This is a genomic window from Francisella persica ATCC VR-331 (genome assembly GCF_001653955.1).
GTDB lineage: Bacteria > Pseudomonadota > Gammaproteobacteria > Francisellales > Francisellaceae > Francisella > Francisella persica.
Map to the genome: position 1 here is coordinate 15,204 of NZ_CP013022.1, position 25,920 is coordinate 41,123.

Here is a 25,920-nt window from a genome sequence, read left to right on the forward strand (position 1 = left end):
TTAATTAAATGATAAATTGAATCATATATCAAAGCAATTTATAACTACTTTGTTTTGAAAGAAATTAGATATTTCCTTGAAATAATTGCCATAAACACTACCAAACTAATATCAACAACAAGTAAGATAGCTGCTAGTATAGTATTATATTTTTTCTGTGCAAAAACAGCGCCATGACCAGGTGGCGTTACACTGCTAGGATTATGAATCATACCATATTTTTTAATTATACTTGAGTTTATATCTCTGACATTAATAACTGATACTCCTTCTTTTAAGAAATCCACAGCCACAGAATTAACTGTTTTATATTCTGGAGGTAAACTCTTAGTCACTCCAGTAGGAAAACTAGGTAACTTTATAATACTCTCTTCAGCATTACTAGTACTAGGTTTTTTAGATTTTTTATTATCCTTAATATCTAGATCTGATGATTTAATTTGTGGCTGTTTTAGCCCGATAGAAGCCATGTTACCACCAACATTTATATAAGCTTTAATTTTATCATCGGCACCAGTGGCATCTTTGTACATTTTTATACGTGTTGCAATAGATGTATTTGTTGCATCCTCGTATGGAATATTAATGACTTTATAACCATTCCTTTTTATTGCATCATTAAGTTTTAAGATAGCTACTGGAGTCATTCCATAACCATTATCATGAGGACCACCTAAAGTAATACCTAAGATATCATAATCAAATATACCTTTCTCGACAAGATTATGATATATATCAGGCCAAGTAAAGCCCGGTCTATTTGCACCAAATTGTGAAGCCCCAGCAGAAAATATAATTAATGGCTTAAGTTTCAAAGTCTTAATAGCTGCCAACATCGCTATATCTAAAGCTGGATACGACCCAGTTGCTTGCACAGCCACTGTATCACCTTCTTTAAGATCAAGTTCACTTAACCATTCAATAAATATCGCTGCCATATTTGGATTAACCGAAGATCTCTTTGCATAAAGATCACCGGAATCTGTAGTTATCTCAGTCATTGACAGACCAATCAACCCAGTACAAGAAATATCCCCCATTGTCTTACACAGATAACCTTTTGACATAAAAAAGCGTTGTGTCAACGCAAATGCATTATCAGCTAATTCGGCAGCTGCAAGCTTTTGTGTATAACCTTTCGTTTCAACAACTAGATTCTTCTCAACTATATATAAAGATATAATCATAAATGCGCTTAAAAACACTATTATATAGCGCGATAAAAATTTACGGTGCCAGTACATAGTTTTCATATTATATTCCTACTATCTCAGGTCCAATTAAAACTATTAGTAACAAACGTATAATGATAGAAGCTATTAATAAAGATCCTATTGTTTCTATAAGTCCTTGTCTATCTATAGATAAAGTTATAAGTCCAGGGATAATATAACCAATTACCCGAACTTGATTTGAGTAAAAACTAGTAGTCAAATATTGTGAAAAAAGCATATTACACACAGTACCTAATATAAATGATAAAAGTACTGTAATAGCAATTCTTCGTCTACCATAAATAATCATAAATTTAGACATAAATCTGACTATACCAAATATGATTATTGATATGATAATAGTTACTATGACTCTATCAGGAGCTCCCATCTCTAAAGCAAAATATCCTGGCACAACCATACCACCTGTAGATAATCCTAGTAGTGATACAAAAACTAGACCAACTATAAGACCAATTCCTATAGATAGCGTTAATGGATCCATATTTTCTCCTGTTTAATCTTAAAACTATAAATTTTGCTTCCTTTTATGGCTAGTATTACAAAAATCAACTAATTCCATACCAATATCTTTAATATTACCAACACCAACGAGGATATAAGACTCCGCTGGATTTGACTCAACTATTTTCTCAAGTATTTGTATAGGTGTCATCTCTTCACAAACTATAACTTTAGTCATTGGCTTATTTAGCGATTTTGCATATTTTTTATAAAATGAAGTAAAAACTTCTGTACCAGTACCTATTAGAACAATTAAATCTTGTTTTTGCCAGCCTAAGGCTGCTTCTGCCATTTGTTTTGAGCGATCTTCTCTATCATCTCTACAATTTACAACTAGTACTTTTTTATCACAGCCTGAATATTTATCATAAAGCTTATACCAAAGCATTTTTGTTGATACAGGATCATTAGCGGCAAAAGCATTAGCAAAATTTATTTCAGCATTTTTAATATTAAAATTATACTCTGTCATCGCACCTGGGTCTGGAGTTGATTCCCACATTCCCTTAAGAGCGATCTCTCTAGGTATACCTAAATCATCTGTTACTTTTAATGCTAGAGCAACATTTATCTTAAATTCTGAATAAACAAATTTATTTATTTCTTCATCAGATATTTTCTCAGCATCTTGTGCCGTAGCTGCTATTAGTTCTGTACCACGGTCTTTACAAGCATATTCAAAAAAATCTAAATGGATATCTTCTGCAGTAAAATATTTAGCCTTAACAGGAACAGTAGCTGCTAATGCTTTTGCGACATCTCTTTCTGTAGGACCCATAATATCTAAATGATCAGGGCGGGCATTTGTCAAAACTCCATGTGTCGCTTTAACAAGCTTTAGCTCACATAGCGATTGCAAAAGTGGCTGCAAAGCCATACATTCAATAACGATAGCATCAGCTTTTGCTCTTCTTGCCTTAAACATAATTTTAACTTGCTCAGTAATATTACTAAAGCCTATCCTAAATACAGGTGTCTCTGAACCATCAACATCAATATATCTAGCTAAAGTCCCAGTAGTTTTAGCTATAGTTCTATAGCCACCAGCTCTGACACCAGCTGCTATAAGCCTAGCAACACTTGACTTACCTCGAGTACCATTTACATGAATTCTAATTGGAATACTTTTAATACTGATATTATGTACTATGTTTTCTATTATTAGATACACGCATAAAACAGCAAATACTCCTACAATTAACCAAAAATCCAAAGTAGTCACCTTTTATGTAACAAGTTACATTATATAATTATATCACTGAGAATATAATATACAAAGTCATTAAATTTAATCTAATTAAATATCAGTAAATCTTGTCTCAGGTATGTAATAAAGTACTGGTATCATAATAATAGAAGCTACTACTAAAAGCCATGCTGGCGCTAGCATATTACCTGATGTAACCACTAATGAAGTAGCTATAAATGGTATAGTTCCACCAAAAAATGAGTTACCTATATTATAACTTAGCCCATTGCCACTATAACGATATTTAGTATCAAATAGCTCAGGTGCAGCTGCTCCATACGCTCCCCATATAGCCATCAATGGAACACTTAAAATAAACATAGCCAACAATAAGTAAATGACTCCAACATCCATTAACATAAAACTAGGATATGCAAATATTAAATATACCCAAATCGAGAACTTCATCAAAGGTTTTCTACCTAAATAATCGCTCAATAAACCCCATAATGGCGCTGAAAAAGAAAAAATTAAACTAAATATCGTGACTACTGCCAAAGAAAAAAACTCTGAATAATGCAGCTCAACAAAATGATTACTTAAGTAAGAAAGTACCAAATAATACGCAATATTGGCATAAGCTGATAAGGCTATTGCTAGAAATAACGGCTTAGTCTGCGTTTTAAACATCTCTCTTACTGGTTTAACAGAAATATCTCCTTGTGCCTCCAACTCTTCAAAAGAATAACTCTCTGGCATAATTAAGCGCATTACTAAAGCCATTAATGCTAATACTAAACCAATAATATAACCTATTCGCCAAGCCCATAAATCAAGAATTTCTCGGCTAAACAATCCAAACAATAACATTGCAACTAGTGAAGCTAAGAAAACACCTGTTCCAGATGACATAGTAGCAAAACTAGCAATAAAACCACGACGGGTTGGCTTAGTTGATTCAATCATAAAAACCATTACCCCACCATAGGAGCCACCAATAGAGAATCCCTGTAGTAACCGCATTATCACTAATATGATTGGCGCCAAAATTCCAATACTACTATAAGTTGGTAATATAGCTATCACCAACATAGGTAATATTATCATAATTATAGATATTACTAAAGCTTTTTTACGACCAAATCGATCACCAAAGCTGCCCATAACCACACTACCTATAGGCCCCATGAAAAACCCTGCAGCAAAAACCCCAAAAGTTATAAGAATTGCGGTATATTTAATAAAGTCAGGGAAAAATATACTTGCTATCACAGGAGTTAAATATGCAAAAAGCATAAAATCATACCACTCAACAATAGTACTTGCCGAGGCAAAAAAAATATGTCTTTTGGAAAAGCGTTTCATTTATTTAAAAGAAATTGATTATTATAAGAACTATACTTTATATATAAAAAAGCAACTTTGCAAATAATTAGATTATCAATTGACTTAGATAATCAGTTTTATGTTTTTTTTTTGAAAAACTACTAAATGATTTATTTACCCAAAATTGAAAACTTTAAAATTATCAGTGGTGCGGACGGGGAGATTCGAACTCCCACGGTTGCCCGCTGGAACCTAAATCCAGTGCGTCTACCAATTTCGCCACGTCCGCAATAACTGGGGTGATTGATGGGACTTGAACCCACGACAACCGGAATCACAATCCGGGGCTCTACCAACTGAGCTACAACCACCATTACAAATCGCTACGTCATTGTAATGGCGCGTCCGGCAGGATTCGAACCTGCTACCCTCGGCTTAGAAGGCCGATGCTCTGTCCAGATAAGCTACGGACGCACAAAAATGGTCGGAGCAGAGGGATTTGAACCCCCGACCCTCTGGTCCCAAACCAGATGCGCTACCAAACTGCGCCATGCTCCGATAGTTTTAAAATTAATGGTGGCCAGAGACAGAATCGAACTGCCGACACGAGGATTTTCAGTCCTCTGCTCTACCGACTGAGCTATCTGGCCAGTGAGAGGTATTATACATATACAGGAATATTTAAGTCAATACTTTTATTAAGTTTTTTCTTGGTAAAAAGTTTTTATCTGCTCACCATCAGCATAGGCATATAATGTTTGAGCTACAGAAGTAGATCCTGAACATATATTTCCATACTTATCAATAGCTATGAGTCCAACATAATCACCCAAACTATCACTTTCTGCTATAGATTTATCTACAGCAATTGATAGGGGCATTCCATCTTTTACTCGAGTAGCAATCTTTGCAGCAACTGCTTGATTAATTACATGTTCTCCTATTCCTGTACAAGATATCCCCATACACCCATTAGCAAAATTACCTGCAACTGTAGGACTATCCCCTACTCTTCCAGAATATTCAAATCCAACACCACCTGTTGAGGTTACTGCACAAATTTTTCCTTTTGAGTCTAAAGTTACTACACCTATCGTTCCTGTATAGTCTTTTTTGAGCTGTAGATACTCTTGATACCTTTTTTCTGTCATTGGGTTATAAGTTGGCAAACCCATCACATCATGAGCAAATGTTGTAGCTTGATCACCAGCTAATATACTATGATATTGTTGCATTAGTCTATTTGCTACTTCTATTGGATTTTTAATATTTTGGATATTAATTACACCAGCAAACTTTTGTTTTTGACTATCGATGATAGAAGCTGACATTCTGATTTGCCCATCTTGCTGAACGCGCGAGCCAGTACCTGCATTAAATATGTCATCATCCTCTAGAAGTTTAGCGGCAAAAATTGCTACATCGTTAGCATCATCTACTTCTTTTAGGTAGTTATATGCTTTTTCAACAATCGGTAAAAGATGCCTGTGATAATCTTCAAAAGAAGTATTTTTATCTTCTCTAGCACCACAACCACCGTGAATTATAATTTTTTGCATAATATTTCCATTTATGTATTTAGTTACATCAGACAAATTATATCCAAATTATTATTAAGCTCATACAATTAAAGTAACTAGGTTAAATCAAAAATACAAACAAATTAATATAAATTAGAGTAACATATTTATAGATAGTAAAACTAAACAGTTATATGAAGATATAACTATATTCTAAAATTGATAATGACAAATAAAAAGAAAAATATAGCTAGATATTAGAACTCTACTAGGCAAGTATTTAGATCAAATTTTTGACTTTCTAATAAAATATGCATACGAATATCAACTAAGCTAATTGGTGCATTGTTACGCGCGTTATGTAGTGATGAGTATTTAAGGTGAGAGAAATCTATAATTGTCACCATACCTGAGCCAACAACCTCTATAACATTTTCAGCATTCAGTAAAGCTGAAGTATCTTCATCAATACCTACACCAACCATATACGGATTGTATGAAAGTGCGGCTAAAAGCCTACCTAGTTTATTTCTTTGAGAGAAATGCTGGTCTACTAGAAGTTTATTTGTTAAACCTAAACCAGGAGCTAGATTAACCATGTTACATCTAGGCATAAGGCCTGCTTGACCACCTGCGATCATAAAACCAGATATAAACGCTGCACCTGCTGAAGTCCCTGCTACATTGACACCCTTTGCATTTAACCTACGAATAAGCTGTGCCACCAAGAGTAGTCGAAAGTAAAAGTTGGTTACCTCCAGTCATAAAAATACCTGTACAATGGAAAAGTATATCTTGATATTCTTTATTAATAGTAGCATCAAGACGCGTTTCTATTTTTAGGTTATGTACTTCTTTGACTCCCATTTTTGTAAATATATCAACATAAATACCTCCTGTATCTGGAAGTTTTGATGCTGTTGGAATAATAGCAATTTTTGCTTCACCACCACCCGATAATTGGACAAATTTCTCTAGAACCGTAGGGCTTGCGAACTTATCTTCACCACCGCCAATCGGTATTATATACCCACGCTGGTCTTTTTTTACTGGCTTAGAAGGTATCTTTAAAATCTCCTTTATAATAAAAAAAATATATGCTAATAGCATTTTGCTAAAAAAATACTAATTAATTGAAAACTTTTAGATAAAAAAGGTTTATTTTAGGGTATAAATTTGTATGCATCTAATATTAATTTACGCTCTTGAGAATTGATGATATGCTATCACATAATTATTTATATTAAACTAACTAAAATGAAAAATCTTAAAGCTCTAACAATTGGTGGTGCAACTCTTGATACTATTATCGAGTATGAAGAAATGTTCACCATGAGTATGCAAAAGAAAGATACCATCCAATCTTTTATGCTTCTTGAAGAAGGAGCTAAGATTGAAGTGACAGATCAAAAATCTTTTTCTGGTGGTGGGGCTACTAATGCTGCTGTTTCATTCAAAAAACAAGGCATAGATGTCAGCTTTTTTGGGAAGATTGGTAAAGATATTGCAGGAGAACAAATCACTCAAGAACTAAAAAATCATGGTATAGATATCTCTAACATTCGCTATTCTAGTAAATATGGTACTGCCACCTCATATGTAGTGCCTACCCTAAGTGGTGATAGAACAATTTTTGCTTATCGCGGCGCTAACAAAGATATTCTAAAAGATGATTTACCATCACAAGCAATTATAGCAAGTGATTTTATATATATCACATCATTGAGTAAATCATCTGCAGCAAGGTTACCCGAAATAGTTAAACTAGCAGCAGATAATAACACCAAAGTTGCTATCAATCCTGGCTCTAGTCAGCTAAGCGTTGGTGAAAGTTTTATAAAAGACTCAATGTTCGGTATTGATATTCTTGTACTAAACTTCCAAGAAGCACAAAAATTGATGTTATCACTACTATCATCTGATGATAAAGATATTGTTGAATCGCCTCTTAGTGAAGAAAAAAGTGATTTTTTAAACTCCACTTTTAGACTTAAAGATTTCTTTAAAATCTGTCTAGATCTAGGTGTAAGAATAATAGTAGTTACAGATGGCGCTAATGGTGTCTGTGCTGCAACTAAATATAAAATATACCATAGTGAATCACTACGTGTTAAAAATGTCATAAATACACTCGGTGCCGGTGATGCATTTAGCTCAACTTTCTGTGCAAATATTTACAAAGGAAATAGTATCGGAAATTCTATAAAGTTTGCTCTAATCAATGCAAGTCATGTAATCCAATATTCTGATGCAAAATCAGGGCTACAAACATCAGAAAGCCTTGAGAAAATAAAATCAAAAATGAATTGCGGTTTAGATAAAAAAGTAACGGTTATTTCCTGGTAGCTATATATACCCTCAAAAAATGACTCGACATCTGCAACATAATAATCTATCTCTTGATTGTCATAAAAATTAGCCTCTGATTTATGATCATCTGCATGGACTAATACTGTTTGCATACCTAAATGCTTTGCTGATATTAAATTATGTGATGAATCTTCAAAGAAGATAGTTTTTTCAAAATTAATATCAAATTTATCTCTACCTATTTCAAAATATTTGGTCTTTGGTTTAGAAACTAAGGCTGTATCTTGTATTGTTAAGATACCATCAAAACTTTTATCTAAACCAAGTTGATTAAGTACTCTATTAGCATGGAAATTAGAAGCATTAGTAAAAATATAAGTACGATTATTTTTTCTTAAATCATTGATATAATTATTTAGTTTTTTATTCGGCATAAAGTGACTAATCTCAATATCATTGACATAGTTTAGAAACTCTTTAGGCTCAATTATGATAACGTATCATTCCAAGCATAGTTGAACCAAACTCATAATATAGCTCATCACGGATTGCATTTGCTTTCTCTGTATCTGAGATATTTAGTTTTAATTTAATATACTCACTCATTCTAGCCATTTGGCTACCAAATAAACCATTTTGTAAGAATAAAGTGTGTTATCAAGATCAAAGATGTAGGTTTTCATTTTTTTAATACTTTTTATAAGCAAAATACCCTACCAAAGATTTAAGTAATTTCATATATAAAGCCTCTCTCAAAAAAAAACCTGCTACCTCAGCAAAAGCAGTCTTATCTCATTTAATATGCTCAACATGTATTCTACATTAGATTTTCTTGAATGTTGTAGCATTTTATAGATACATCTCTCATTAATCTAAGCCAAAGATCATAATCTTCACTAGCTTTACCATCCATATAACAATTATATTTCAAAATGGTTTCTTTTTTTATACATTACAAGATGGATGAGAGATTATACACTTATAATATATTCTTCCTAATACTTCCATTGCTTTCTGGGAAAGTCTTATATCTATTATTTTCCCATGACTATTAATATGTTCTAAATTAGTTCCAACAACATCATAACCATACTTTGTAATATAATCCATTTGTTTCACAAATCTAACTTTATATGCAATATCATCAGCATCCACGTACATCCTAGCTATATACTCACCATTTGCTAAAAAAAAAAAAGCTTCGTTTAGAGAGTAAATTAATACCACTATTCTCTCTAGATATAATCCTAATTCGACTATCAGTTTCCTCATATTTTTTTTTGATTATAGCCAAACTATTATCAGTTGAACCATCATTTACAATGATAAACTCAAAGTCTTTAAATGATTATTGTAAAATACTTTCAATAGCTTGAGCTATATATTTCTCAGCATTATATACTGACATAATCACTGATATCTTTACATTATTCATATTCTTATCCATGATTTAGGGCCATATATCATCTTGCTTAATTTTAGTATAATTAAACCTACTTACTAAGGAGCTATAACAATTTTTTTACTATTTTGTTAAGCCAAGCTCCCCACCAACTAAATGAGCTATTAGCGATAATATTGTGTTTACACAGGCTCATTCAATGCATATCTCTAAAGCTTTGTTTCTATATATTCCAATCTACAATTTGGAAATCCTCAATATCTAATAAATCTTTTGCATAGGCAAAATCGTTTGTGAATAATAAAAACTTTGGTTTTTTGACTCTACTATTAATATAACTAATAGCATGGTAATATTTTCTTGTGCAAATCTCTCCAAAGAGATACTTATTTTTAGGATTCGATATATAATCTCCTTCCATAATATGTATAGCTACACAATTTTCTTATAACAAGTTTTCTTCAACACTAGATATTAAAAGCCTACCTTTAGTTTGCTCAATATAACTAATATAATATATATGTTTGAAAATGCCCATCAACATAAAGATCTGTTATGTGTTTAGCAAAAATTTATTTTCTATTTTGAAAAATAAAGATGACTTTGACTTATATTTTAAAATTCTAGTTAATGGTGCTATATTCTCTTCAATACCAAATACACTATTTAACCCATAACCATTATGTATAATATGAGTTCCAAAACCTGATAAATCTAGCTCAAGCTCTATATTCTTTACTAAAGATAAATACTTGTAAAAGACATATTGGAACATTTGGTTGCCAAGACCACCAATCAATTGACATATAATAACTTTATCTTTTCTTAGCATGTATATGATATCTAATACAAGCTGATGATTGATATTTTTTTAGAAAGGGAAAAGTCAATCAAAACTTTTGGAACTAGTACAGCACTATAAAAATCTTTCATTAAGTGATCCTTAGTAAGTTTTAATCCTCTAATATTTTCTTGGACTAAAAATGTAAAAAAATCTCTATTAGAAATTATTTCAAATCCATTCTTTTCTAAGAGATGAATAATACCATTCCTTAGAAAAACCTAAATAATAATACGGCTGAAAATGTGGTAGGCTTGCAAAAGAAGCTGTTAAAAACAGATCTACCCTATCTTTAAAAGTCTAGAAAACTTAGTTATAGCTTTATCTGGATATGGTATATGCTCCAACACTTACGTACATAAAATAACATCGAAGTGATTATGTTCATTAATATCCCAAATATTTCCAGTATATATACGATAACTCTCCATATTCCCAAGACTCAATCTGAAGCCCTTCACTCGAAGTACTGGACTCATACTTTCCAAAATCTTGACCATAATATTTCAGGTGACTACAATATTTCTATATCTTTGGATCACGCACCCAGCATCAAGTAAGGTACTGTTCTCTTTAATCTATTGCAGTTTATTTTACCCATTTATGCCGATTATACTTATTATGAATAGGAAGTTTTTTTATTCTTATTTAATATACCTAACCCTACTTTTTTATAAGCTAAATAATTAATACATCTAAAGTTTTCGAGTTTATAGCAGTATTTTTCTCAATCTTGACTATACCATTATACAAACTTTGATATATATCTCATAATCATCACTTAATAAATCCCAATAGTCTTTTTAAAAATTCTCAATACTTGGCTCATAGAACTCAAACTGAATACATCTAATAGCTTTATTTTCTAGTAATTTTTTAGCTCCCAATAAAATATTATACTCATGCCCATGAACATCCATAAAAGTCAATTTGCTTAATATTATTCTCTAAACAAAAATATCGATAGTCGTTACATTTATTTCTTCAGAACACTTACTGTCCTTCATCAAGATGCTAGTACTTCCTAGAGTTTCATAATCATAGAAAATATTTACTTTTTCTTTTTTACCTCCTAACACCTAATTTATAAAAAATGATTTTCTTTATTTGAAATTTTTTTTGTCAATTTACTATAAGCTAATTTTAATGGTTCAAACATGTAAAGCTTATAATCTAAATCTTTATATTCATTTATTAAATATTTAGACCAAATCCACAATATTTGCCCCTACATTAAAAATTACTTGTGGATTTAATATTTTAACTTTTTTGATAAAATAAAGTTCTCTACTATAGCTAGTAATACACTAGCTACACCAAAATTCATTCCAAAATATGACAAAAAATTGAATTTCTTCCAAAATTGACAAAATATTTTGTTTCTTATTACTCTTGATACAAATTGCTTAATCATTTATCGCCTTTTACTACTTACAATATGCAAAGTTATTTTTAGAAAAATAACATAATGTAACCTCTCACCAAATATCGTATAAAAACATAGCCCTAGAAATATTATATAAATTAAACAGTATCCAGTTATATGATACTTTCTGTTGCGTCTCTGATTTCATTTTCCACTGTTCTTTAAATGAGATACTTAGGATTATTACCAACACCTCCCAAATGAAATCTGGCAATAAATATATCAACATATTGACAACAATAGTGCTCTAAAAGTTACTTTTATAAAACCATTGATAATTTTAATATAATTTTGCACCTCTTGTACTTTTCTATAGCATTTTCATTTTTATGAGCATCAGAATATGATAAATAACTCACTACCTATAAGCAAGCTTATTTTTTTAAAAAAAAGCTTTGATTGTTTGTTGTGTACGCCAAGGACGATTGTATACAAATAGTACTATAGGTGCTAATTTATGCATCTTATTTGAGCTAATCTTTTTTAAATATATCTCTTGTGTGAACTTTATATCCTACATCAAGTAGATTTTTATTAGTGATAATTAAATCACAAAGACTTTTAAAAGTCTGTAAACTAATATACTTTAACAAAATTATTATCAACAGTTTTTAATATTGGCTCATACACTATCACTTTAACATTAGATTTAACTAACTTTTCAATAATATCAAATACTGCATATTTGGCTTTCTACCTATATCTGGTGTGTAATAAAATCTTTGCATGTTTGATTAGACTGTACAATTGCACTAATCAAATTATTGGGAATGTTTAAATAATTTGCTTTAAACTGCTTAGTACCTTTAGGTAAACAACCTCCATAGCCAAAACTAGGATTATTATAATAATCTCCTATTCTAGGATCTAGACATACACCTTTGATAATATCTTGAGTATTTAAATTACGTAATTCGGTATAGGTGTCAAGCTCATTTAAATATGCCGCTCGCGTTGCTAAGTAAGTATTAGCAAAAAGCTTCACAGCTTCTGCTTCTGTAGAGTCCATTGTGCCATTTTTTAACAAGTTTGCAAAACCTCTGACAACCTCTGATTTTTCTCTGATAATAATTCTACTAGGATAGAGATTATCGTATAATGCCTTTCCTTATCTTAGAAACTCTGGTGAAAATATAATATTATCCACCCACAACACCTGCTTTAAAGATTTTGTAAAGCTTAGGTGAACTGTTGATTTTAATAACAATCGTTGAACTTGGGGATATTTTTAAGCAATCTTTGATAATAGCTTTTAGAATGGAAACATCAAAAGTACCTATAGTATAATCATAATCTGCCGGATAGACATTAGCAATATACTCAGCATTTTCATAGACTATGTACTTGTCAATAGTTGTAAAATATAGTTTAGTTGTTTTTCCGACGAAAACTTTTGTATAAGTTCATCCTTAATTGGCGATATTTTGCTAAGTAAATTAACTCTAATATCATCTATATCTACAAAAGCAAACCTCATTATTTTGCGCCAATAAAATACTATTGCTTAAACCTACATAACCTAAGCTTACTATTGTTATTTTCATGTGTACCTTTCTTTATAAAATTTTTACATATTTAAAATACTGTATTTACTGATTTTGCATATACTAAATAATCCTTAACATACAAAAACTTTAATATATCATTATCAAAAATATTTGTTAGATTACTTTTTAGAATCTCAATCAATATAACTTTTGGTCTACATTTTTAAAAATCATGAGATTTAATCACAATAAAATCCAAACCTTCAACATCAATAGACAAAAAATCTATTTTTTGATGTTCAGATAAATTGTTATTAAAAACTTCTGCCAAGGTTAATGTTTGAATGTCTTTTGTAAATTTTATAAAATAATTACCTTGACCATCTCTTTCTTCTGATATATATCTTGAAAAAACATTTAATGCCAGTTCATTTAAAGCATAATAAGTTATAGTCTGTATTTTATACGAAATTGGTTTTTCTATATTTATATCACTTGGGCGAATTTTATTAAATAATTTCATACTACTATGCATTGCATCTATGTTTATCCCTATACAATCTTTTTTATAAAAAAATAGGTATTAGAAAACCTCTTAGGATAATGAGCCCCAACATCTATATAAAAAAAGCCTTCTTGTTGGTATTCAAAAATCCTATTTAAAGTCAAATCAACCATCTTGAAAATAAGATTTGGTAGCATATTCATCTAAATAAGTATTTTTAAAATACCTTAATTTATCTTTTACTGCCTTAGGTAATACAGTTTTAATAACTTTTTAAAAAACATTTAATATCCTTAAAATCAAAAAACTTTTTAATAAACTAAAAAAGTTCTTTATAGTCTTTTGCCCAAAACCAAGACTAAAATATGCAGCTATAAAGTATGATATTAGAAGTGGCTAGTGCAGCTCCTTGAATTCCATATGTCATAAATAATAGTTAAGCAAAATATTAATAACACTCCCAAAAGTATTTATCACATAAAATATTTACAAATTCTCAGTTAAAAGCCATCTACTACTAGCAACCCAAAGTGATACAAACACCACAGCCCAAATATGAATCATAATCACACTACCTGCTTGATTATATGTTGCCCATATAACAAACTAACCTCCCAATTACTTAAAAATGTCATAGTAATTCAATAGCTATAGCCATCCATACCATCAAATTTACATTGATAATAGTAGGAAAAAGAGATGATGATATAATTGCTGGCACGAAATACCAAACTGTAATTATCTTCACAGCTGCAGCAAACTGTCAAACCTCCCCTGCTCCAAGCATATGATTTATCATAACCTGATATATATTCATATATATAGATACTGCCAAACCACTTAAAGATCAAAGACCAGCTATTATCTTAATAATTATTTTGCAACAGCAAACTTAAAGCGCCATTTTCTGATATTGCCAAACTTTTTAGATTGATAAAAATATATCAATCCTGGTGATAAAGTAAAGCTATATAAAACGGCAACTACAGCAAAATAGATTAACTTAGCTCTCTATAATAGTATAAATATTATTTTTGTAGTTGATGATATAAAGATATTAAATTCGCTAGCGCTACAAATTTACTTTTTACTTGACTCTGAAAATAAAAATCTATGATATTAAACTCTGCATCATAGTATAAATAGCTACTACTAAAATTATACTTTTTGTATAAAAACTCTCATCTGAAAGATAAAGAGTCCATAATAGAATCTCCAAAATACAAAAAACCCAAGCAACTTCAAACCCAAAATGCTTCCCAGAATAGTATTTGATTTATTTGAATCTTTTACTAATTCTCTGACAACTAAACTATATAGTCATAGAATTGTAAGCACACTAAAAAGTGCCACAAAACTGCTAGCATAATTTAAAACACCAAATTCTTTTGGCCCTATGTATCTAGCAACCCATATCCATACTAGTAGAGATGCTAGCATTCTTCATACATTCCCAATAAATAACCATCCAGTATTTAAGAAATATTTTTTAAATCCTTACAATTAGTTTCAAATTAAGAGTCATAAAACTTTCTTAACTCTCTAATACACTTTATCTAGTCTGTAGTCTTGTATATTGATTTTAGTTGTATACTTTTGAATAGTGTTTACCTCTTAAACTATTAGGTCTTTAAGCCTATCAACATCTCCAACCTCAAACAAATACTCTTCTGCAACTAAGTCTCTATTACCACTACAATCTGAAGCGAAGACAGGTAATCCCACAGCCAAAGCTTCAAGTATATTTAGAGGCAATCCTTCTCTCTGAGATGATAAAACATACAAATCTGTAATATTTAACCATTCGTTTATATTATTTTGATATCCTAGCAATCTTACTCTTTTATCTAAATTATCATCTTTGATAAATTTAATATAATTGTAATATTCTTTGCCTTGACCAATTAATAATAATTTTAGTTTTTTATTTTTAATTTGTTGTACTGCTTTTATTAAATCCTCTTGTCTTTTGTTCTTGACTAGTTTAGCAACATATATGATTATAAAATCATTTGCTTGAAAACCCAGTTTGGCTCTAAGTTATAGTTTTTTCATAAGCTGATAATGGTTTAAACTTACCAAGGTTAGTTCCAACACCGTTTACCAACTTAGTATTTTTTGCTCTAAATTTATCTTTAGCTATATTATAATCTTCTTGATTAATAGTTAATAAATATATATTTTGATAGATATTTTTCTATTGGATAGAAAATTAACCAACTTTTAAGTGATGCTCACTTATAAAAATGAAAACCATGAGCTGTATATATTAGTTTATATTTTTGCTTAATATTTTTTATTGCTAGTCTTTTCAAAACACTTGGAACTGGTGTATGACAATGCACAACATTATATTTTTCTTTGATTATAAGCTCTTTTAAGTGTCTATACGCTTTGAAATTTTTAAGAGATAATGGTGACCTATTAACTTATATTTTATGTATTTATAACAAAAAGGTATCTGGCACTGAAATATTTCTTCATAATCATTTTTAGCACACACATGAACTTCATAACCAATATATTTAAGCATTTGAAAAGTTGGTATGTGAAATTGCATAATATGTGTTTTAACAACGCTTGTAACAATCAGAATTTTTTTTGACATTAAATATTATTCTCTTTTGCATAGTTTTGCCACCTAAGCATATCATAACAAATATCATCTATAGTCTTTTGTGTCTCAAAGCCTAATTCTCTTTTAGCTTTAGCAACATCTGCAAAACTAGCTGCAATATCACCAGCTCTTCTAGCTACTATCTGATATGGAACCTCTTTGCCTAGGGCTTTTTCATAAGTTTTGATAATCTCTAATACGGAGTAACTATTTCCAGAACCAAGATTATAAGCTCGCCAAGCAGGGTTATCTCGCGATAATTTTTCTAATGCTAATATGTGCCCTATTGATAAGTCTACCACATGTATATAGTCTCTCACTCCAGTACCATCTCTAGTCTCATAATCACCACCAAAGATACTCAGTTTAGCTAACTTGCCAGCACCTACTTGCGCTACATAAGGCATGAGATTATTAGGTATACCTTGTGGATCCTCACCTATCATACCACTGCTATGAGCTCCTACAGGATTGAAATATCTAAGACAAGTGATATTGAAGTTATTATTAGCATTTTGCAAGTCTCGCAAAATATCTTCTAACATTAGCTTAGTTGCACCATAAGGGTTAGTTGTACTTAGAGGCATATCCTCTGTAAACGGTGGTTGATTATTCATTCCATATACAGTTGCTGATGAACTAAAGACCAAGTTATAAACTTTATACTCTTGCATTAGCTCAAGTAAATTTAACGTGCCTTGGATATTATTATGGTAGTATTCTAGTGGCTTCTCAACACTCTCACCTACAGATTTAAAGCCAGCAAAGTGAATCACTGCATAGATATCATGTTCTTGAAAAACTTTTGCTAGCTTAGCTTTATCTAAAAGATCTAGCTGGTAAAAATCAAAATATTTATTTGTGATTCTTTTAACTCTATCTACTACAGATGGTTTACTATTTGAAAGATTATCAACTACCACAACTTGATAATCTCTATCAAGAAGTTCTACCACTGCATGACTACCTATATAGCCTGTACCACCTGTTACCAATATTTTTTTATTCATAATATACACTCTATATAGTTTTTATCTTTTCTTTCTACAAAATTTGATTGAGATTGTTGTTTAGTTTTTATAAACAGTTGCAAAATTTTCATAGTAATAACTCTCACACTTTCTATAACAATAAGTAAATTAAATACAAAACTCCATCTTCTGATATAGACAAGATCAAGTTTTAACTTATTCTCTGGTAGAATTGCATAACTTGTCAAAACTTGCGCATAACCAATGATTCCCACCTTAACTTTTTTCTGTAAGAAAACTCAGGAATTTCTTGACTAAACTTATTTATCAGCTCTTGGCGCTCTGGCCTTGGTCCTACTATAGACATATCACCTTTTAAAACGTTGAAAACTGCGGTAACTCATCTAACCATATCAGGCGAATTATTTTACCAACTTTTGTAATTCTAGTATCATTACCAATAGCCCAAACTGCACCAGTTTGTGATTCAGCATTTACTTTCATACTCCAGAATTTTATTAGATTAAATCTTTTTCCATTTCTAGTAACCCTCTCTTGAATAAAAAATGGTGAACTTCTATCTTCTAAATAAATCGCCACAGCTGTTAGTAACATGATTGGTAATGTTAAGATAATAACTACTAAACCAAAAAAGATATCAAAAATTCTTTTAATAATTTTTGTTTTTTTTACACTCATAGCTAAGCTATCACCAAGAGGAACTAGGATTGCACCCCAAATTGATATTTCATACTTTCTTGGGATGAGAACTACTTCAAGGTTATATTTGCTTAGAATTGATAAGTCATTATCATCTAATAGCTTCAATGCCTTATCTGAGATAAATGCTTTTCTATAACTATATGCCACATCAGCTAGGCTAAAACCATCGATATCTTTACTTAAATATCCAGCAATTATTTCTCTAGGTAGCTTGGTAGTCTCTGCCTTCGCACAAAGCCACTCTTGTTCTTGATCTAAACCAATAATTAGGATTTTGCTATAGATAGTATTTCTTATCAACCACCTAAAAATATTTCGTGATACAGATAACATTAACAGTTGCAGTAAAAAGCCCAAAATGATTAAGCTACGCGGAAATGAGAACCTCCTTAGAAAGAGTGCTAGCGATGTTATGAAAATTGCAATAGCTAATCCACATAATAAATTTTTTAGGACATTTCTTGATTTAGATACTTTTTCACCATTAGTATATTCAGAAATAAGAAAAATTAATAAAGATGTTACTGCTATAAAAACCGCCATGAAGTCAAAACTATTAAAATTACTAGCATTATAATTTAATAGATGTAAAGGTATAGAGTAACTCAGTAATACAAGTATTACAGATATCACTAGCGCTATTGTTTTGATGATGATCGCTAAATTAAATTTTATTAAGCTCATCTCTCATCTTATCAATAGCTTGCTTATAGCTATGAGAATTAAAAATAGCTGAACCGACAACAAAGGCATTTACCCCACATGCTGCTATTTCAGCTATATTTTGAGGATTCACCCCACCATCTATCTCTAGCAAAATATCTCTAGCTGTAGATTTAATCCATTGCGAGACTTCTTTAGCTTTATCAAGCATAGCCGGAATAAATTTTTGTCCCCCAAAACCAGGGTTTACTGACATTATCAATACTCTATTAATATTTTTCTCAACATACTTCAAGCAATCTATTCCAGTAGCAGGATTTAAGGCAAGTCCAGCTTGAATACTAAAAGATTTAATTAGCTGTAAGCTTCTATCAACATGCTCACTTGCTTCAGGATGAAAAACTATACTAGTTGCTCCAGCTTTAGCAAAATCCTCAATCAAAGTATCTACTGGTTTAACCATGAGGTGAACATCCATACCAGCAGTTATACCAAAGTTCCTTAGAGCTTTAAGTACCATAGGTCCAAATGTCAAATTAGGTACATAGTGGTTGTCCATAACATCAAAATGAATGTTATTAGCGCCAGCTGCTAAAACTGCTTTAACATCATTGCCTAACCTAGCAAGATCTGCAGAGAGTATAGAAGGATTTATCTGAATATGTTTCATAATAGCTAGTTTAAATATTATTATATATACTTGAAAATTCTATCATATTGAAAGTAAAATTTGGTTATATAAAATTTATGTTTGTAGATATTAGTTAAAAAGATTTGTTAGCAAGTTTAGAAAGCTTTATTATTTGGAGATTAAAATGACTAAACATATTAAAAATGCTGTAGAAACATTTCGTTTAGAAATAGAAACGTTAGAAAAATTAAAAAACTCTATTGATGAGAATTTCGAAAAAGCATGTGAAATCATTTTAAAAAATAGTCGTAATAAAGGTCGAGTAATAATAACAGGTATGGGAAAATCAGGTCATATCGGTAAAAAAATGGCTGCAACACTTGCTAGTACTGGCACACCTGCTTTCTTTGTACATCCAGGTGAAGCTGGACATGGCGATTTTGGTATGATTACCAAAAGTGATGTATTAATAGCTATTTCCAACTCTGGAACCTCATCAGAAATCATGGGATTAATGCCGATGCTAAAATACCTTGATATTCCAATAATTGCTATGACTAGTAATCCAAAATCTATGCTTGCTAAAAATAGTGATGTTACTCTTAATCTAAATGTTGATAAAGAAGCATGCCCACTTAACCTTGCTCCTACATCAAGCACTACAGCAACTTTAGTATTAGGTGATGCTTTAGCGATTGCATTACTTAAGGCAAAAAACTTTTCAGCAAAAGACTTTGCTTTCTCACACCCTAATGGTGCCTTAGGTAAAAAACTAGTTTTAAAAGTTGAAAATATTATGCGTAAAGGTAATGAGATACCAATAGTTAAGCCGACAGATAATATCCGTAAAGCAATATTAGAAATCAGTGATAAAGGCGTTGGAAGTACCTTAGTTGTTGAAAATAGCAAAATTTTAGGTATTTTCACCGATGGCGACCTAAGAAGAATGTTTGAAGCTGAGAGTTTCAATTCTCAGAGAGCTATCTGTGAAGTCATGACAAAAAAACCTAAAACCATCTCTAAAGAAGAAATGGCTGTAACCGCCCTCGAAAAAATGGAAAAATATGAAATTACAAGTTTAGCTGTAATAGATGAAGATCATAATATACTAGGCATAATAACTATGCATGATCTTGTCAAAATTGGGCTTAGATAGAGAAATTTGATTTATTTCTGTTTGATAAAATTTTTTTAAAACCAACGATCTACGCTTACATATCTACACCATAATAAAATATAATATAAATCTCAAAATGATCAGCATAAAAATGCGTTACATTAATTATTTATAAATCTTCTAAACGAGAGCCAGATTAACCAAACTTAAGATAGGTCCACCACCAGCATCTATTAATCTAGAGCCCAATAACTGCAAAGTAAAACTCAAGCACTGTGGTGAAGTTTTAGCAATACTACGTGAAACACCTATAGTAAGCATAGATACAAGAACCAAATTTTAAAATATTTTTATTCATATAATGACCTTTTATCTCTTTGATAGGCCATATCAAAGATTATTATAAATAAAAAAAACTAATAATATTTAATAATATAAGAAATTATGATACATGATCATAGTAAAGATTAAATTTAGTAGTGGTTTTGTTTGAAAAGATAGAACTAAAGAACATTACCTATAGACACACAATGATAGCCAGCATCCACATGGACGACTTCTCCTGTTATACCAGTTGCCATATCTGAGCATAAAAACGCTACGGTATTACCAACTTCCATAATATCAACATTTTTCTTAAGTGGAGAAACCATAGCATTATAATCAAGCATCTTCTTAAAGTTTGAGATGCCAGAAGCTGCAAGAGTTTTGATAGGGCCTGCTGATACAGCGTTCACTTTAATACCATCTTCACCTAAAGCTAAAGCAGTATATCTAACTGTGGCTTCTAAAGATGCTTTAGCAATGCCCATAGTATTATAACTTGGCATAGCTTTTTCTGCACCAATATAGGTAAGTGCTACCATAGAAGCATTGCGATTTTTCATCATACTACGACCTTCTTTAGCTAATGCCGCAAAAGAATACGCACTGATATCATGAGCAATATTAAAACCTTCACGAGTTACACAATCAATAAAATTGCCTTCTAACTGGTCACGCGGTGCAAAAGCTATAGAATGAACTATGCCATCTAGACCATCCCAAACTTTACCAAGCTCTACAAATAAATCCTTAATCTCTTGATCAGAAGTTACATCACAAGGCAAAACTGCTGCTGGATTAAATTCTGCACACAATTTTTCTACTCTATCTTTGAACTGGCCAACATAAGTAAAAGTAAGCTCAGCTCCTTCTCTATGCATAGCTTTTGCGATACCATAAGCAATTGACTTATTACTTAAAAGCCCTGTAATTAATATTTTTTTTCCTACTAGAAAACCCATTAAACTCTCCTTTGCAAATGTTTTTTAAAAAAATTAATCTAAATACTAGAATTCACTCAACTTGATTATGCAGTACAAATAATATTTCAAAGTAGTATATTATAATTATAATTAATAATAAAATAAAACACTAGACTAATTTGATGAGAGAAATAATTTATGAATAGTAAAAATAAAAAAATAGTTCCTACAAATAATGGCGAAGTAAACTTTGATCGAGCTAAAGAAACTTGGAATATTATGAAAATAACATCCGAACTTGTAGAAGGATATGAACGCCTAGATAAACTTACTCCTGCTATAAGCATATTTGGATCAGCTAGACTAAAAGAGAATAATAGATATTACTTAGAAGCTGTTAAAATAGCAGAAAAACTATCTAACCATGGTTTTACAATAATTACAGGTGGTGGCCCAGGCATTATGGAAGCAAGTAATAAAGGAGCTTCTTTGGGTTGCTCCTATAGTGTAGGATTAAATATAACTCTACCACATGAACAAACTCCTAATAAATACCAAGATATTAGCCTACTTTATAGATATTTTTTTACTCGAAAAGCAATGTTCATTAAGCATTCTATGGCTTATATAGTAATGCCTGGAGGTTTTGGCACCATGGATGAACTTTTTGATACTGCAACTCTTGTTCAAACTAAAAAAAAAGCATATATGCCAATTATTCTTTTTAGTAAAGATTTCTGGGGAGGGTTAGTAGATTGGATAAAAACAACAATGATAGAAAATGGTGTTATAGATAAAAATGATCTTAAAATTTTACACCTTGTTGATACTATTGAAGAGGTTATTGAGATTATTCGAAACTACTATCAAAATTCTTATCATGCTAAAGAACACGCAAAAATAATTTTTTAAAGGTTTATACATGGATATCAACACTATATCAGCAACATTAATAAACAACTCTTTACCTATAATCGTAATTTTTAATGTTTTGATTCACATTTTCTGTGGACTAGGACTAGCCAAAGATATACCCAAAGTTTTAGAAAGAAGGCTTACAACTATTTTGTTACCAAAAAATATTTGGATTTTAGTTGGTTTAGTATTTGGTATCTGGGGGTTGCTAATATATTGGCTACTGCATCACTCAACTTTCTCACGAGGGTAAAGCTAACTCACCAAAAACTTCTTTTCTTAGATTATCAATATCTTTGCGGATAATCTCTTCGACAATTTCCTTGGTAAGAGTATGATCGATATTTTTGATACAACCTACATTACCCCATTTACTCTCAAAAAATTGATTATCAACGATTTGATCATTCTCTGCTAAGGTAATCCGAATAGACTCATGAAACTTACCTAGTTTACCATTCATTAATAATAAAAAATATGCTCCAAGCATTTTCCTAATCTTGACCTTACCAAGTACACGCATAGTTTTATGATGAATAAAAAATGGTGTAATCAAGTGAAGCTTCTGATATAGTACCTCATCTATTAATGATGAAATTCCAGCAGACATTGATATCGCATAAATTAGATCATAGTTATCTGCACTAATCTTGTATTTATTGATAATCAGCTTTAATTTTCTTCTTACAAAAATAGGGCGTCCCAAGGCTACTGTAGTTACCTTAACTTTTATACCATCAACATCAACATGCTCAACGCTATCACTCTTACTGTAATAGCCTCTTATAATTAATATATTTAATCTGTCTTTATTCATTAAGCTTTTTCATAAATGTCTAAAACAGTCCCATTGAATACTCATAATCACTCCAGTTATATGTCAATTCTAGAACTGTATGGTTAGATATATCTACATAACCTAGAAAGGCTAAAGTATACTTATACTCTATATTATCAGTTTTTTACTGCACTGTCATTACTAGCACACTTGTATAAAAATCTACAGACTTATCTAAGTCTTTTACAAGCAACATTACATTAGCAAAGCGTATCCAAACTCCTTATCAAAAATTTATTTGTTATTGATAAACTATTTTGCTATATTATAGCAGATTTTTAATCCCCTGTTCGTAACTATCCAGGGTTAACAAAACTATAGGAAAGCAAATGACTAATTTTCAACTTTTAATATTATTCACGTTTATTGATTTCTTAATTCTATTTTTATCTTTCAAGCTTTTTGGTAAAAAAGGAATTCATGTATTTATTGTTGTAAGTATAATAGCTGCAAATATCCAAGTTAATAAAGGTGTTGCTTATGATATCGCTGGATTTCATATTATTGCAACACTTGGTAATGTTATGTTTGGAGGTATTTTTATCGCCAATGATTTACTCAACGAAAAATATGGTCGACAAGAGTCGCGTAAAGCTATATTAAAGTCAATTTTCTTTGGGATATCATTTATGTTTTTAATGTTTATCTCTACATTATTTACTAGTTTAGATGATCCTTTCTATAATGATGCTAATAAAGCACTTAATTTATTTTTCTCTATCAATGGCATAGCTTTAAAAGCTGTGACTATTAGTAATATAGTATATCTGATATCTCAACTTTTTGATGTACTTATTTACTCGAAAATAAAAAGCTATAGTTCTGATATAAAATGGCTATGGTTTAGAAATACTGGCTCAACTTTAATATCACAAATACTTGATACAACTTTTATTACTTATGGGTTTGGATTTGCTGGAATTTTACCACTGGATTACGCTGTTGAAATAGTAATCTCAACTTTAGTAATAAAATATACCTTTGCTTTGATAACTGCACCTCTGTTTTACATTTTAGTATTTACAAAGCCTTATAAAGAAAGTTGATATAAAATTATTATTTAGCTTTAACTTAATAGATAAACTGTTACATCTTTTTGATAACTCTCTCCTATATCCTGATATGAATAGCTAAATAATTTCTGTCACAAGTCCAACACCTTTACAATATATCTCAAAGTCTTTGGTAACCTAGAACCACTACCAAACTCTTTTTTCAACGCTGCGTTCCTTTATTATTCATACGAACAAAATCCTTGTATACAATAACTTCTGTGATTACTTTTGTAAATACTGTCGAACCTTAAAAATCATACTGCTCATTAGAAACATTAGTTTTCTCAAACTTATCTAATATAATCTGTTTATGCAAAAATAAGCTTAGTATCATATGTAAATTGTGGTTTTATCTTTATTATAACCCTTGATAATAAGCTCACATTTTTTTACGAATTTATTAGGATCATTTGCATCTGAGATAACATAAGTATTAATATAGTACCAATATTTGTAGAGATATAATCACTACCATTAATACGTATTATATTTAGCATATGATGCAGACAATGCTAATAATAGCTATAACTAGAAGTTTTTTCATTTTTATTCTCCTTTAGTCAATTAATCATCTAAATGATGTAATGCTTTAAATTAAGCCTAGTTCAACTAGAGCATAATAAACGCCATCATTATAATTTGTTTTAGCGATTAAATTGGCTTTTTCTTTTAGTTGTGGTGAAGCATTTTCCATTGCAATGGCAACATCAACTCTATCAAACATCTCTAGATCATTATTACCATCACCAAAAGCATAAGTCTCATAGTTTTCTAAGCCTAGATACTCAACTACCTTATCAATACCATTAGCCTTTGTATGCCCAGCTAAATAACAATCAACATAACCATGCTCATTATGTGGAGCTGTGATATAATCATCGCCGAGTGTATGCTGTAAGGCAACAACATCGACATTTCTACCTAAAACCAAAGCATTATAGATTGTAACATTATATAGATTGTGTGTCGTAATAATTTTATCTTTATTGACAATAACAGTATTATAAAAATATTCAAGATCCTCTGATTCAAGGTTATTTACATAGGCATACTTACCCTCAAAGAGCCAGTCATGATTGTGTTTCTCACAGAATTCTAAAACACTATCTATAGCACTTTGGGGGAAAAGTTTCTCATAAACAAGTTTATCGCCGACTCTTACAACTGAGCCATTAGCAGTAATAAAGCCGTCCATAGGTAACTCAAGAACCGCTAATGGAATAAAGCCTTGCGTCCTACCAGTAGCTATGAAAGTTTTATAACCTCGTTTTCTGAGATTTTTTATTGCTTGAATATTTTTCTCTGAAACAAAAAGTTTCCCTTTATTTTCATATACTAAAGTACCATCGATATCAAAAAAGAATGCTTTATTTTTCATTTTTCTCCTTAATAATCTAA

General features: G+C 30.8%; 23 protein-coding genes, 5 tRNA genes and 6 pseudogenes. 5 read left to right on the top strand and 29 right to left on the bottom strand.

Annotated elements, in window-relative coordinates; genetic code table 11:
* Window positions 1–44: 44 nt before the first annotated feature.
* The 11 genes and pseudogenes from pgsW to FSC845_RS00135 all read right to left on the bottom strand — a co-directional run bounded on the left by pgsW (window position 45) and on the right by FSC845_RS00135 (window position 6,839).
* On the bottom strand, window positions 45–1,253 hold the full coding sequence (gene pgsW / locus FSC845_RS00085) for a poly-gamma-glutamate system protein (RefSeq protein WP_064461255.1): 1,209 nt from the start codon (window positions 1,251–1,253) through the stop codon (window positions 45–47).
* A gap of 1 nt (window position 1,254) precedes the next feature.
* The gene (gene pgsC / locus FSC845_RS00090) at window positions 1,255–1,719 is read right to left on the bottom strand and encodes a poly-gamma-glutamate biosynthesis protein PgsC (RefSeq protein WP_064461256.1); all 465 of its coding nucleotides are present in this window, start codon (window positions 1,717–1,719) and stop codon (window positions 1,255–1,257) included.
* 24 nt (window positions 1,720–1,743) lie between these two features.
* Window positions 1,744–2,961: a poly-gamma-glutamate synthase PgsB gene (gene pgsB, locus FSC845_RS00095; protein WP_144416501.1), complete on the bottom strand. Its 1,218-nt coding sequence runs from the start codon at window positions 2,959–2,961 to the stop codon at window positions 1,744–1,746.
* Window positions 2,962–3,036: 75 nt separating this feature from the next.
* Window positions 3,037–4,293, bottom strand: coding sequence for an MFS transporter (locus tag FSC845_RS00100; protein WP_064461258.1), 1,257 nt, complete (start codon window positions 4,291–4,293; stop codon window positions 3,037–3,039).
* A 167-nt stretch (window positions 4,294–4,460) separates the two neighbouring features.
* Window positions 4,461–4,543, bottom strand: a tRNA-Leu gene (locus FSC845_RS00105).
* Window positions 4,544–4,549: 6 nt separating this feature from the next.
* Window positions 4,550–4,625 (bottom strand) — tRNA-His (locus tag FSC845_RS00110).
* Window positions 4,626–4,651: 26 nt separating this feature from the next.
* A tRNA-Arg gene (locus tag FSC845_RS00115) sits at window positions 4,652–4,728 on the bottom strand.
* A 7-nt stretch (window positions 4,729–4,735) separates the two neighbouring features.
* A tRNA-Pro gene (locus tag FSC845_RS00120) sits at window positions 4,736–4,812 on the bottom strand.
* Window positions 4,813–4,828: 16 nt separating this feature from the next.
* A tRNA-Phe gene (locus FSC845_RS00125) sits at window positions 4,829–4,904 on the bottom strand.
* 48 nt (window positions 4,905–4,952) lie between these two features.
* Window positions 4,953–5,813, bottom strand: coding sequence for an isoaspartyl peptidase/L-asparaginase (locus FSC845_RS00130; RefSeq protein ID WP_064461259.1), 861 nt, complete (start codon window positions 5,811–5,813; stop codon window positions 4,953–4,955).
* Window positions 5,814–6,031: 218 nt separating this feature from the next.
* Window positions 6,032–6,839, bottom strand: a pseudogene (locus tag FSC845_RS00135) (cyanophycinase).
* Window positions 6,840–7,031: 192 nt separating this feature from the next.
* Between FSC845_RS00135 and FSC845_RS00140 the strand changes: the two are divergent.
* Entirely contained in the window at window positions 7,032–8,120 is a 1,089-nt protein-coding gene (locus FSC845_RS00140; RefSeq protein WP_064461260.1) for a carbohydrate kinase family protein, read from the top strand.
* 2 nt (window positions 8,121–8,122) lie between these two features.
* Here FSC845_RS00140 and FSC845_RS00145 read toward each other — a convergent pair.
* The 13 genes and pseudogenes from FSC845_RS00145 to rpe all read right to left on the bottom strand — a co-directional run.
* Window positions 8,123–8,767: pseudogene (locus FSC845_RS00145) on the bottom strand (pyrimidine 5'-nucleotidase); the annotation flags it as partial.
* A gap of 262 nt (window positions 8,768–9,029) precedes the next feature.
* A complete protein-coding gene (locus FSC845_RS08375; RefSeq protein ID WP_068594338.1) occupies window positions 9,030–9,356 on the bottom strand; it encodes a glycosyltransferase family protein in 327 nt (108 codons plus the stop codon).
* Window positions 9,357–9,592: 236 nt separating this feature from the next.
* Window positions 9,593–9,916 (bottom strand): annotated as a pseudogene (locus FSC845_RS09850) (alpha-1,2-fucosyltransferase).
* A gap of 123 nt (window positions 9,917–10,039) precedes the next feature.
* Window positions 10,040–10,318: an O-fucosyltransferase family protein gene (locus FSC845_RS00160; protein ID WP_064461263.1), complete on the bottom strand. Its 279-nt coding sequence runs from the start codon at window positions 10,316–10,318 to the stop codon at window positions 10,040–10,042.
* A 956-nt stretch (window positions 10,319–11,274) separates the two neighbouring features.
* Window positions 11,275–11,406 (bottom strand): hypothetical protein, encoded by a 132-nt coding sequence (locus FSC845_RS09345; RefSeq protein ID WP_257719634.1) that lies wholly within the window; start codon window positions 11,404–11,406, stop codon window positions 11,275–11,277.
* Between the two features lie 1,044 nt (window positions 11,407–12,450).
* Entirely contained in the window at window positions 12,451–12,762 is a 312-nt protein-coding gene (locus tag FSC845_RS08380) for a UDP-glucose 6-dehydrogenase family protein (RefSeq protein WP_236940289.1), read from the bottom strand.
* Window positions 12,763–13,089: 327 nt separating this feature from the next.
* On the bottom strand, window positions 13,090–13,230 hold the full coding sequence (locus tag FSC845_RS08385; protein ID WP_227806601.1) for a hypothetical protein: 141 nt from the start codon (window positions 13,228–13,230) through the stop codon (window positions 13,090–13,092).
* Window positions 13,231–13,463: 233 nt separating this feature from the next.
* Window positions 13,464–13,763 (bottom strand): FkbM family methyltransferase, encoded by a 300-nt coding sequence (locus tag FSC845_RS08295; RefSeq protein ID WP_211262105.1) that lies wholly within the window; start codon window positions 13,761–13,763, stop codon window positions 13,464–13,466.
* A gap of 1,596 nt (window positions 13,764–15,359) precedes the next feature.
* A complete protein-coding gene (locus tag FSC845_RS06770; RefSeq protein ID WP_082343467.1) occupies window positions 15,360–15,773 on the bottom strand; it encodes a glycosyltransferase in 414 nt (137 codons plus the stop codon).
* A gap of 206 nt (window positions 15,774–15,979) precedes the next feature.
* Window positions 15,980–16,156 (bottom strand): annotated as a pseudogene (locus FSC845_RS09855) (glycosyltransferase); the annotation flags it as partial.
* Window positions 16,157–16,352: 196 nt separating this feature from the next.
* On the bottom strand, window positions 16,353–17,372 hold the full coding sequence (gene galE, locus FSC845_RS00190; protein ID WP_064461266.1) for a UDP-glucose 4-epimerase GalE: 1,020 nt from the start codon (window positions 17,370–17,372) through the stop codon (window positions 16,353–16,355).
* A pseudogene (locus FSC845_RS00195) lies at window positions 17,369–18,740 on the bottom strand (exopolysaccharide biosynthesis polyprenyl glycosylphosphotransferase). The gene galE and the pseudogene FSC845_RS00195 overlap by 4 nt, the downstream one beginning before the upstream one ends.
* Window positions 18,721–19,389 (bottom strand): ribulose-phosphate 3-epimerase, encoded by a 669-nt coding sequence (rpe, locus tag FSC845_RS00200; protein WP_064461267.1) that lies wholly within the window; start codon window positions 19,387–19,389, stop codon window positions 18,721–18,723. Before rpe ends, FSC845_RS00195 begins: the two are co-directional and overlap by 20 nt.
* A gap of 145 nt (window positions 19,390–19,534) precedes the next feature.
* Here rpe and FSC845_RS00205 point away from each other — a divergent pair, with 145 nt between their 5' ends.
* Window positions 19,535–20,506, top strand: a complete 972-nt coding sequence (locus FSC845_RS00205; RefSeq protein WP_064461268.1) for a KpsF/GutQ family sugar-phosphate isomerase — start codon at window positions 19,535–19,537, stop codon at window positions 20,504–20,506.
* 141 nt (window positions 20,507–20,647) lie between these two features.
* Here FSC845_RS00205 and FSC845_RS07690 read toward each other — a convergent pair whose 3' ends face one another.
* Window positions 20,648–20,788, bottom strand: coding sequence for a hypothetical protein (locus tag FSC845_RS07690; RefSeq protein WP_156507913.1), 141 nt, complete (start codon window positions 20,786–20,788; stop codon window positions 20,648–20,650).
* 182 nt (window positions 20,789–20,970) lie between these two features.
* Window positions 20,971–21,753, bottom strand: a complete 783-nt coding sequence (locus tag FSC845_RS00210) for an enoyl-ACP reductase FabI (RefSeq protein WP_064461269.1) — start codon at window positions 21,751–21,753, stop codon at window positions 20,971–20,973.
* 159 nt (window positions 21,754–21,912) lie between these two features.
* Between FSC845_RS00210 and FSC845_RS00215 the strand changes: the two genes are divergently transcribed.
* Both FSC845_RS00215 and FSC845_RS00220 read left to right on the top strand, forming a co-directional pair.
* Window positions 21,913–22,626 (top strand): LOG family protein, encoded by a 714-nt coding sequence (locus tag FSC845_RS00215; protein WP_064461270.1) that lies wholly within the window; start codon window positions 21,913–21,915, stop codon window positions 22,624–22,626.
* Window positions 22,627–22,636: 10 nt separating this feature from the next.
* Window positions 22,637–22,882 (top strand): hypothetical protein, encoded by a 246-nt coding sequence (locus FSC845_RS00220; protein WP_064461271.1) that lies wholly within the window; start codon window positions 22,637–22,639, stop codon window positions 22,880–22,882.
* Here the strand turns inward: FSC845_RS00220 and FSC845_RS00225 are convergent.
* Complete coding sequence (locus tag FSC845_RS00225) at window positions 22,871–23,446, bottom strand: hypothetical protein (RefSeq protein WP_064461272.1); 576 nt, start codon at window positions 23,444–23,446, stop codon at window positions 22,871–22,873. The genes FSC845_RS00220 and FSC845_RS00225 overlap by 12 nt on opposite strands.
* Window positions 23,447–23,474: 28 nt before the next feature.
* Window positions 23,475–23,681, bottom strand: a pseudogene (locus tag FSC845_RS06780) (VOC family protein); the annotation flags it as partial.
* Window positions 23,682–23,796: 115 nt separating this feature from the next.
* Between FSC845_RS06780 and FSC845_RS00230 the strand changes: the two are divergent.
* Complete coding sequence (locus tag FSC845_RS00230) at window positions 23,797–24,513, top strand: queuosine precursor transporter (protein ID WP_064461273.1); 717 nt, start codon at window positions 23,797–23,799, stop codon at window positions 24,511–24,513.
* A gap of 598 nt (window positions 24,514–25,111) precedes the next feature.
* Here FSC845_RS00230 and FSC845_RS00235 read toward each other — a convergent pair.
* A complete protein-coding gene (locus FSC845_RS00235) occupies window positions 25,112–25,900 on the bottom strand; it encodes a Cof-type HAD-IIB family hydrolase (protein WP_064461274.1) in 789 nt (262 codons plus the stop codon).
* Between the last annotated feature and the right edge of the window lie 20 nt (window positions 25,901–25,920).

Coding starts and splice junctions, on each gene's coding strand:
- pgsW (WP_064461255.1), bottom strand. CDS start 1,253: ATGAAAACTATGTACTGGCACCGTAAATTTTTATCGCGCTATATAATA.
- pgsC (WP_064461256.1), bottom strand. CDS start 1,719: ATGGATCCATTAACGCTATCTATAGGAATTGGTCTTATAGTTGGTCTA.
- FSC845_RS00100 (WP_064461258.1), bottom strand. CDS start 4,293: ATGAAACGCTTTTCCAAAAGACATATTTTTTTTGCCTCGGCAAGTACT.
- FSC845_RS00130 (WP_064461259.1), bottom strand. CDS start 5,813: ATGCAAAAAATTATAATTCACGGTGGTTGTGGTGCTAGAGAAGATAAA.
- FSC845_RS00140 (WP_064461260.1), top strand. CDS start 7,032: ATGAAAAATCTTAAAGCTCTAACAATTGGTGGTGCAACTCTTGATACT.
- FSC845_RS08375 (WP_068594338.1), bottom strand. CDS start 9,356: ATGAGGAAACTGATAGTCGAATTAGGATTATATCTAGAGAGAATAGTG.
- FSC845_RS00160 (WP_064461263.1), bottom strand. CDS start 10,318: ATGCTAAGAAAAGATAAAGTTATTATATGTCAATTGATTGGTGGTCTT.
- FSC845_RS08380 (WP_236940289.1), bottom strand. CDS start 12,762: ATGGACTCTACAGAAGCAGAAGCTGTGAAGCTTTTTGCTAATACTTAC.
- FSC845_RS08385 (WP_227806601.1), bottom strand. CDS start 13,230: ATGAGGTTTGCTTTTGTAGATATAGATGATATTAGAGTTAATTTACTT.
- FSC845_RS08295 (WP_211262105.1), bottom strand. CDS start 13,763: ATGAAATTATTTAATAAAATTCGCCCAAGTGATATAAATATAGAAAAA.
- galE (WP_064461266.1), bottom strand. CDS start 17,372: ATGAATAAAAAAATATTGGTAACAGGTGGTACAGGCTATATAGGTAGT.
- rpe (WP_064461267.1), bottom strand. CDS start 19,389: ATGAAACATATTCAGATAAATCCTTCTATACTCTCTGCAGATCTTGCT.
- FSC845_RS00205 (WP_064461268.1), top strand. CDS start 19,535: ATGACTAAACATATTAAAAATGCTGTAGAAACATTTCGTTTAGAAATA.
- FSC845_RS07690 (WP_156507913.1), bottom strand. CDS start 20,788: ATGCTTACTATAGGTGTTTCACGTAGTATTGCTAAAACTTCACCACAG.
- FSC845_RS00210 (WP_064461269.1), bottom strand. CDS start 21,753: ATGGGTTTTCTAGTAGGAAAAAAAATATTAATTACAGGGCTTTTAAGT.
- FSC845_RS00215 (WP_064461270.1), top strand. CDS start 21,913: ATGAATAGTAAAAATAAAAAAATAGTTCCTACAAATAATGGCGAAGTA.
- FSC845_RS00220 (WP_064461271.1), top strand. CDS start 22,637: ATGGATATCAACACTATATCAGCAACATTAATAAACAACTCTTTACCT.
- FSC845_RS00225 (WP_064461272.1), bottom strand. CDS start 23,446: ATGAATAAAGACAGATTAAATATATTAATTATAAGAGGCTATTACAGT.
- FSC845_RS00230 (WP_064461273.1), top strand. CDS start 23,797: ATGACTAATTTTCAACTTTTAATATTATTCACGTTTATTGATTTCTTA.
- FSC845_RS00235 (WP_064461274.1), bottom strand. CDS start 25,900: ATGAAAAATAAAGCATTCTTTTTTGATATCGATGGTACTTTAGTATAT.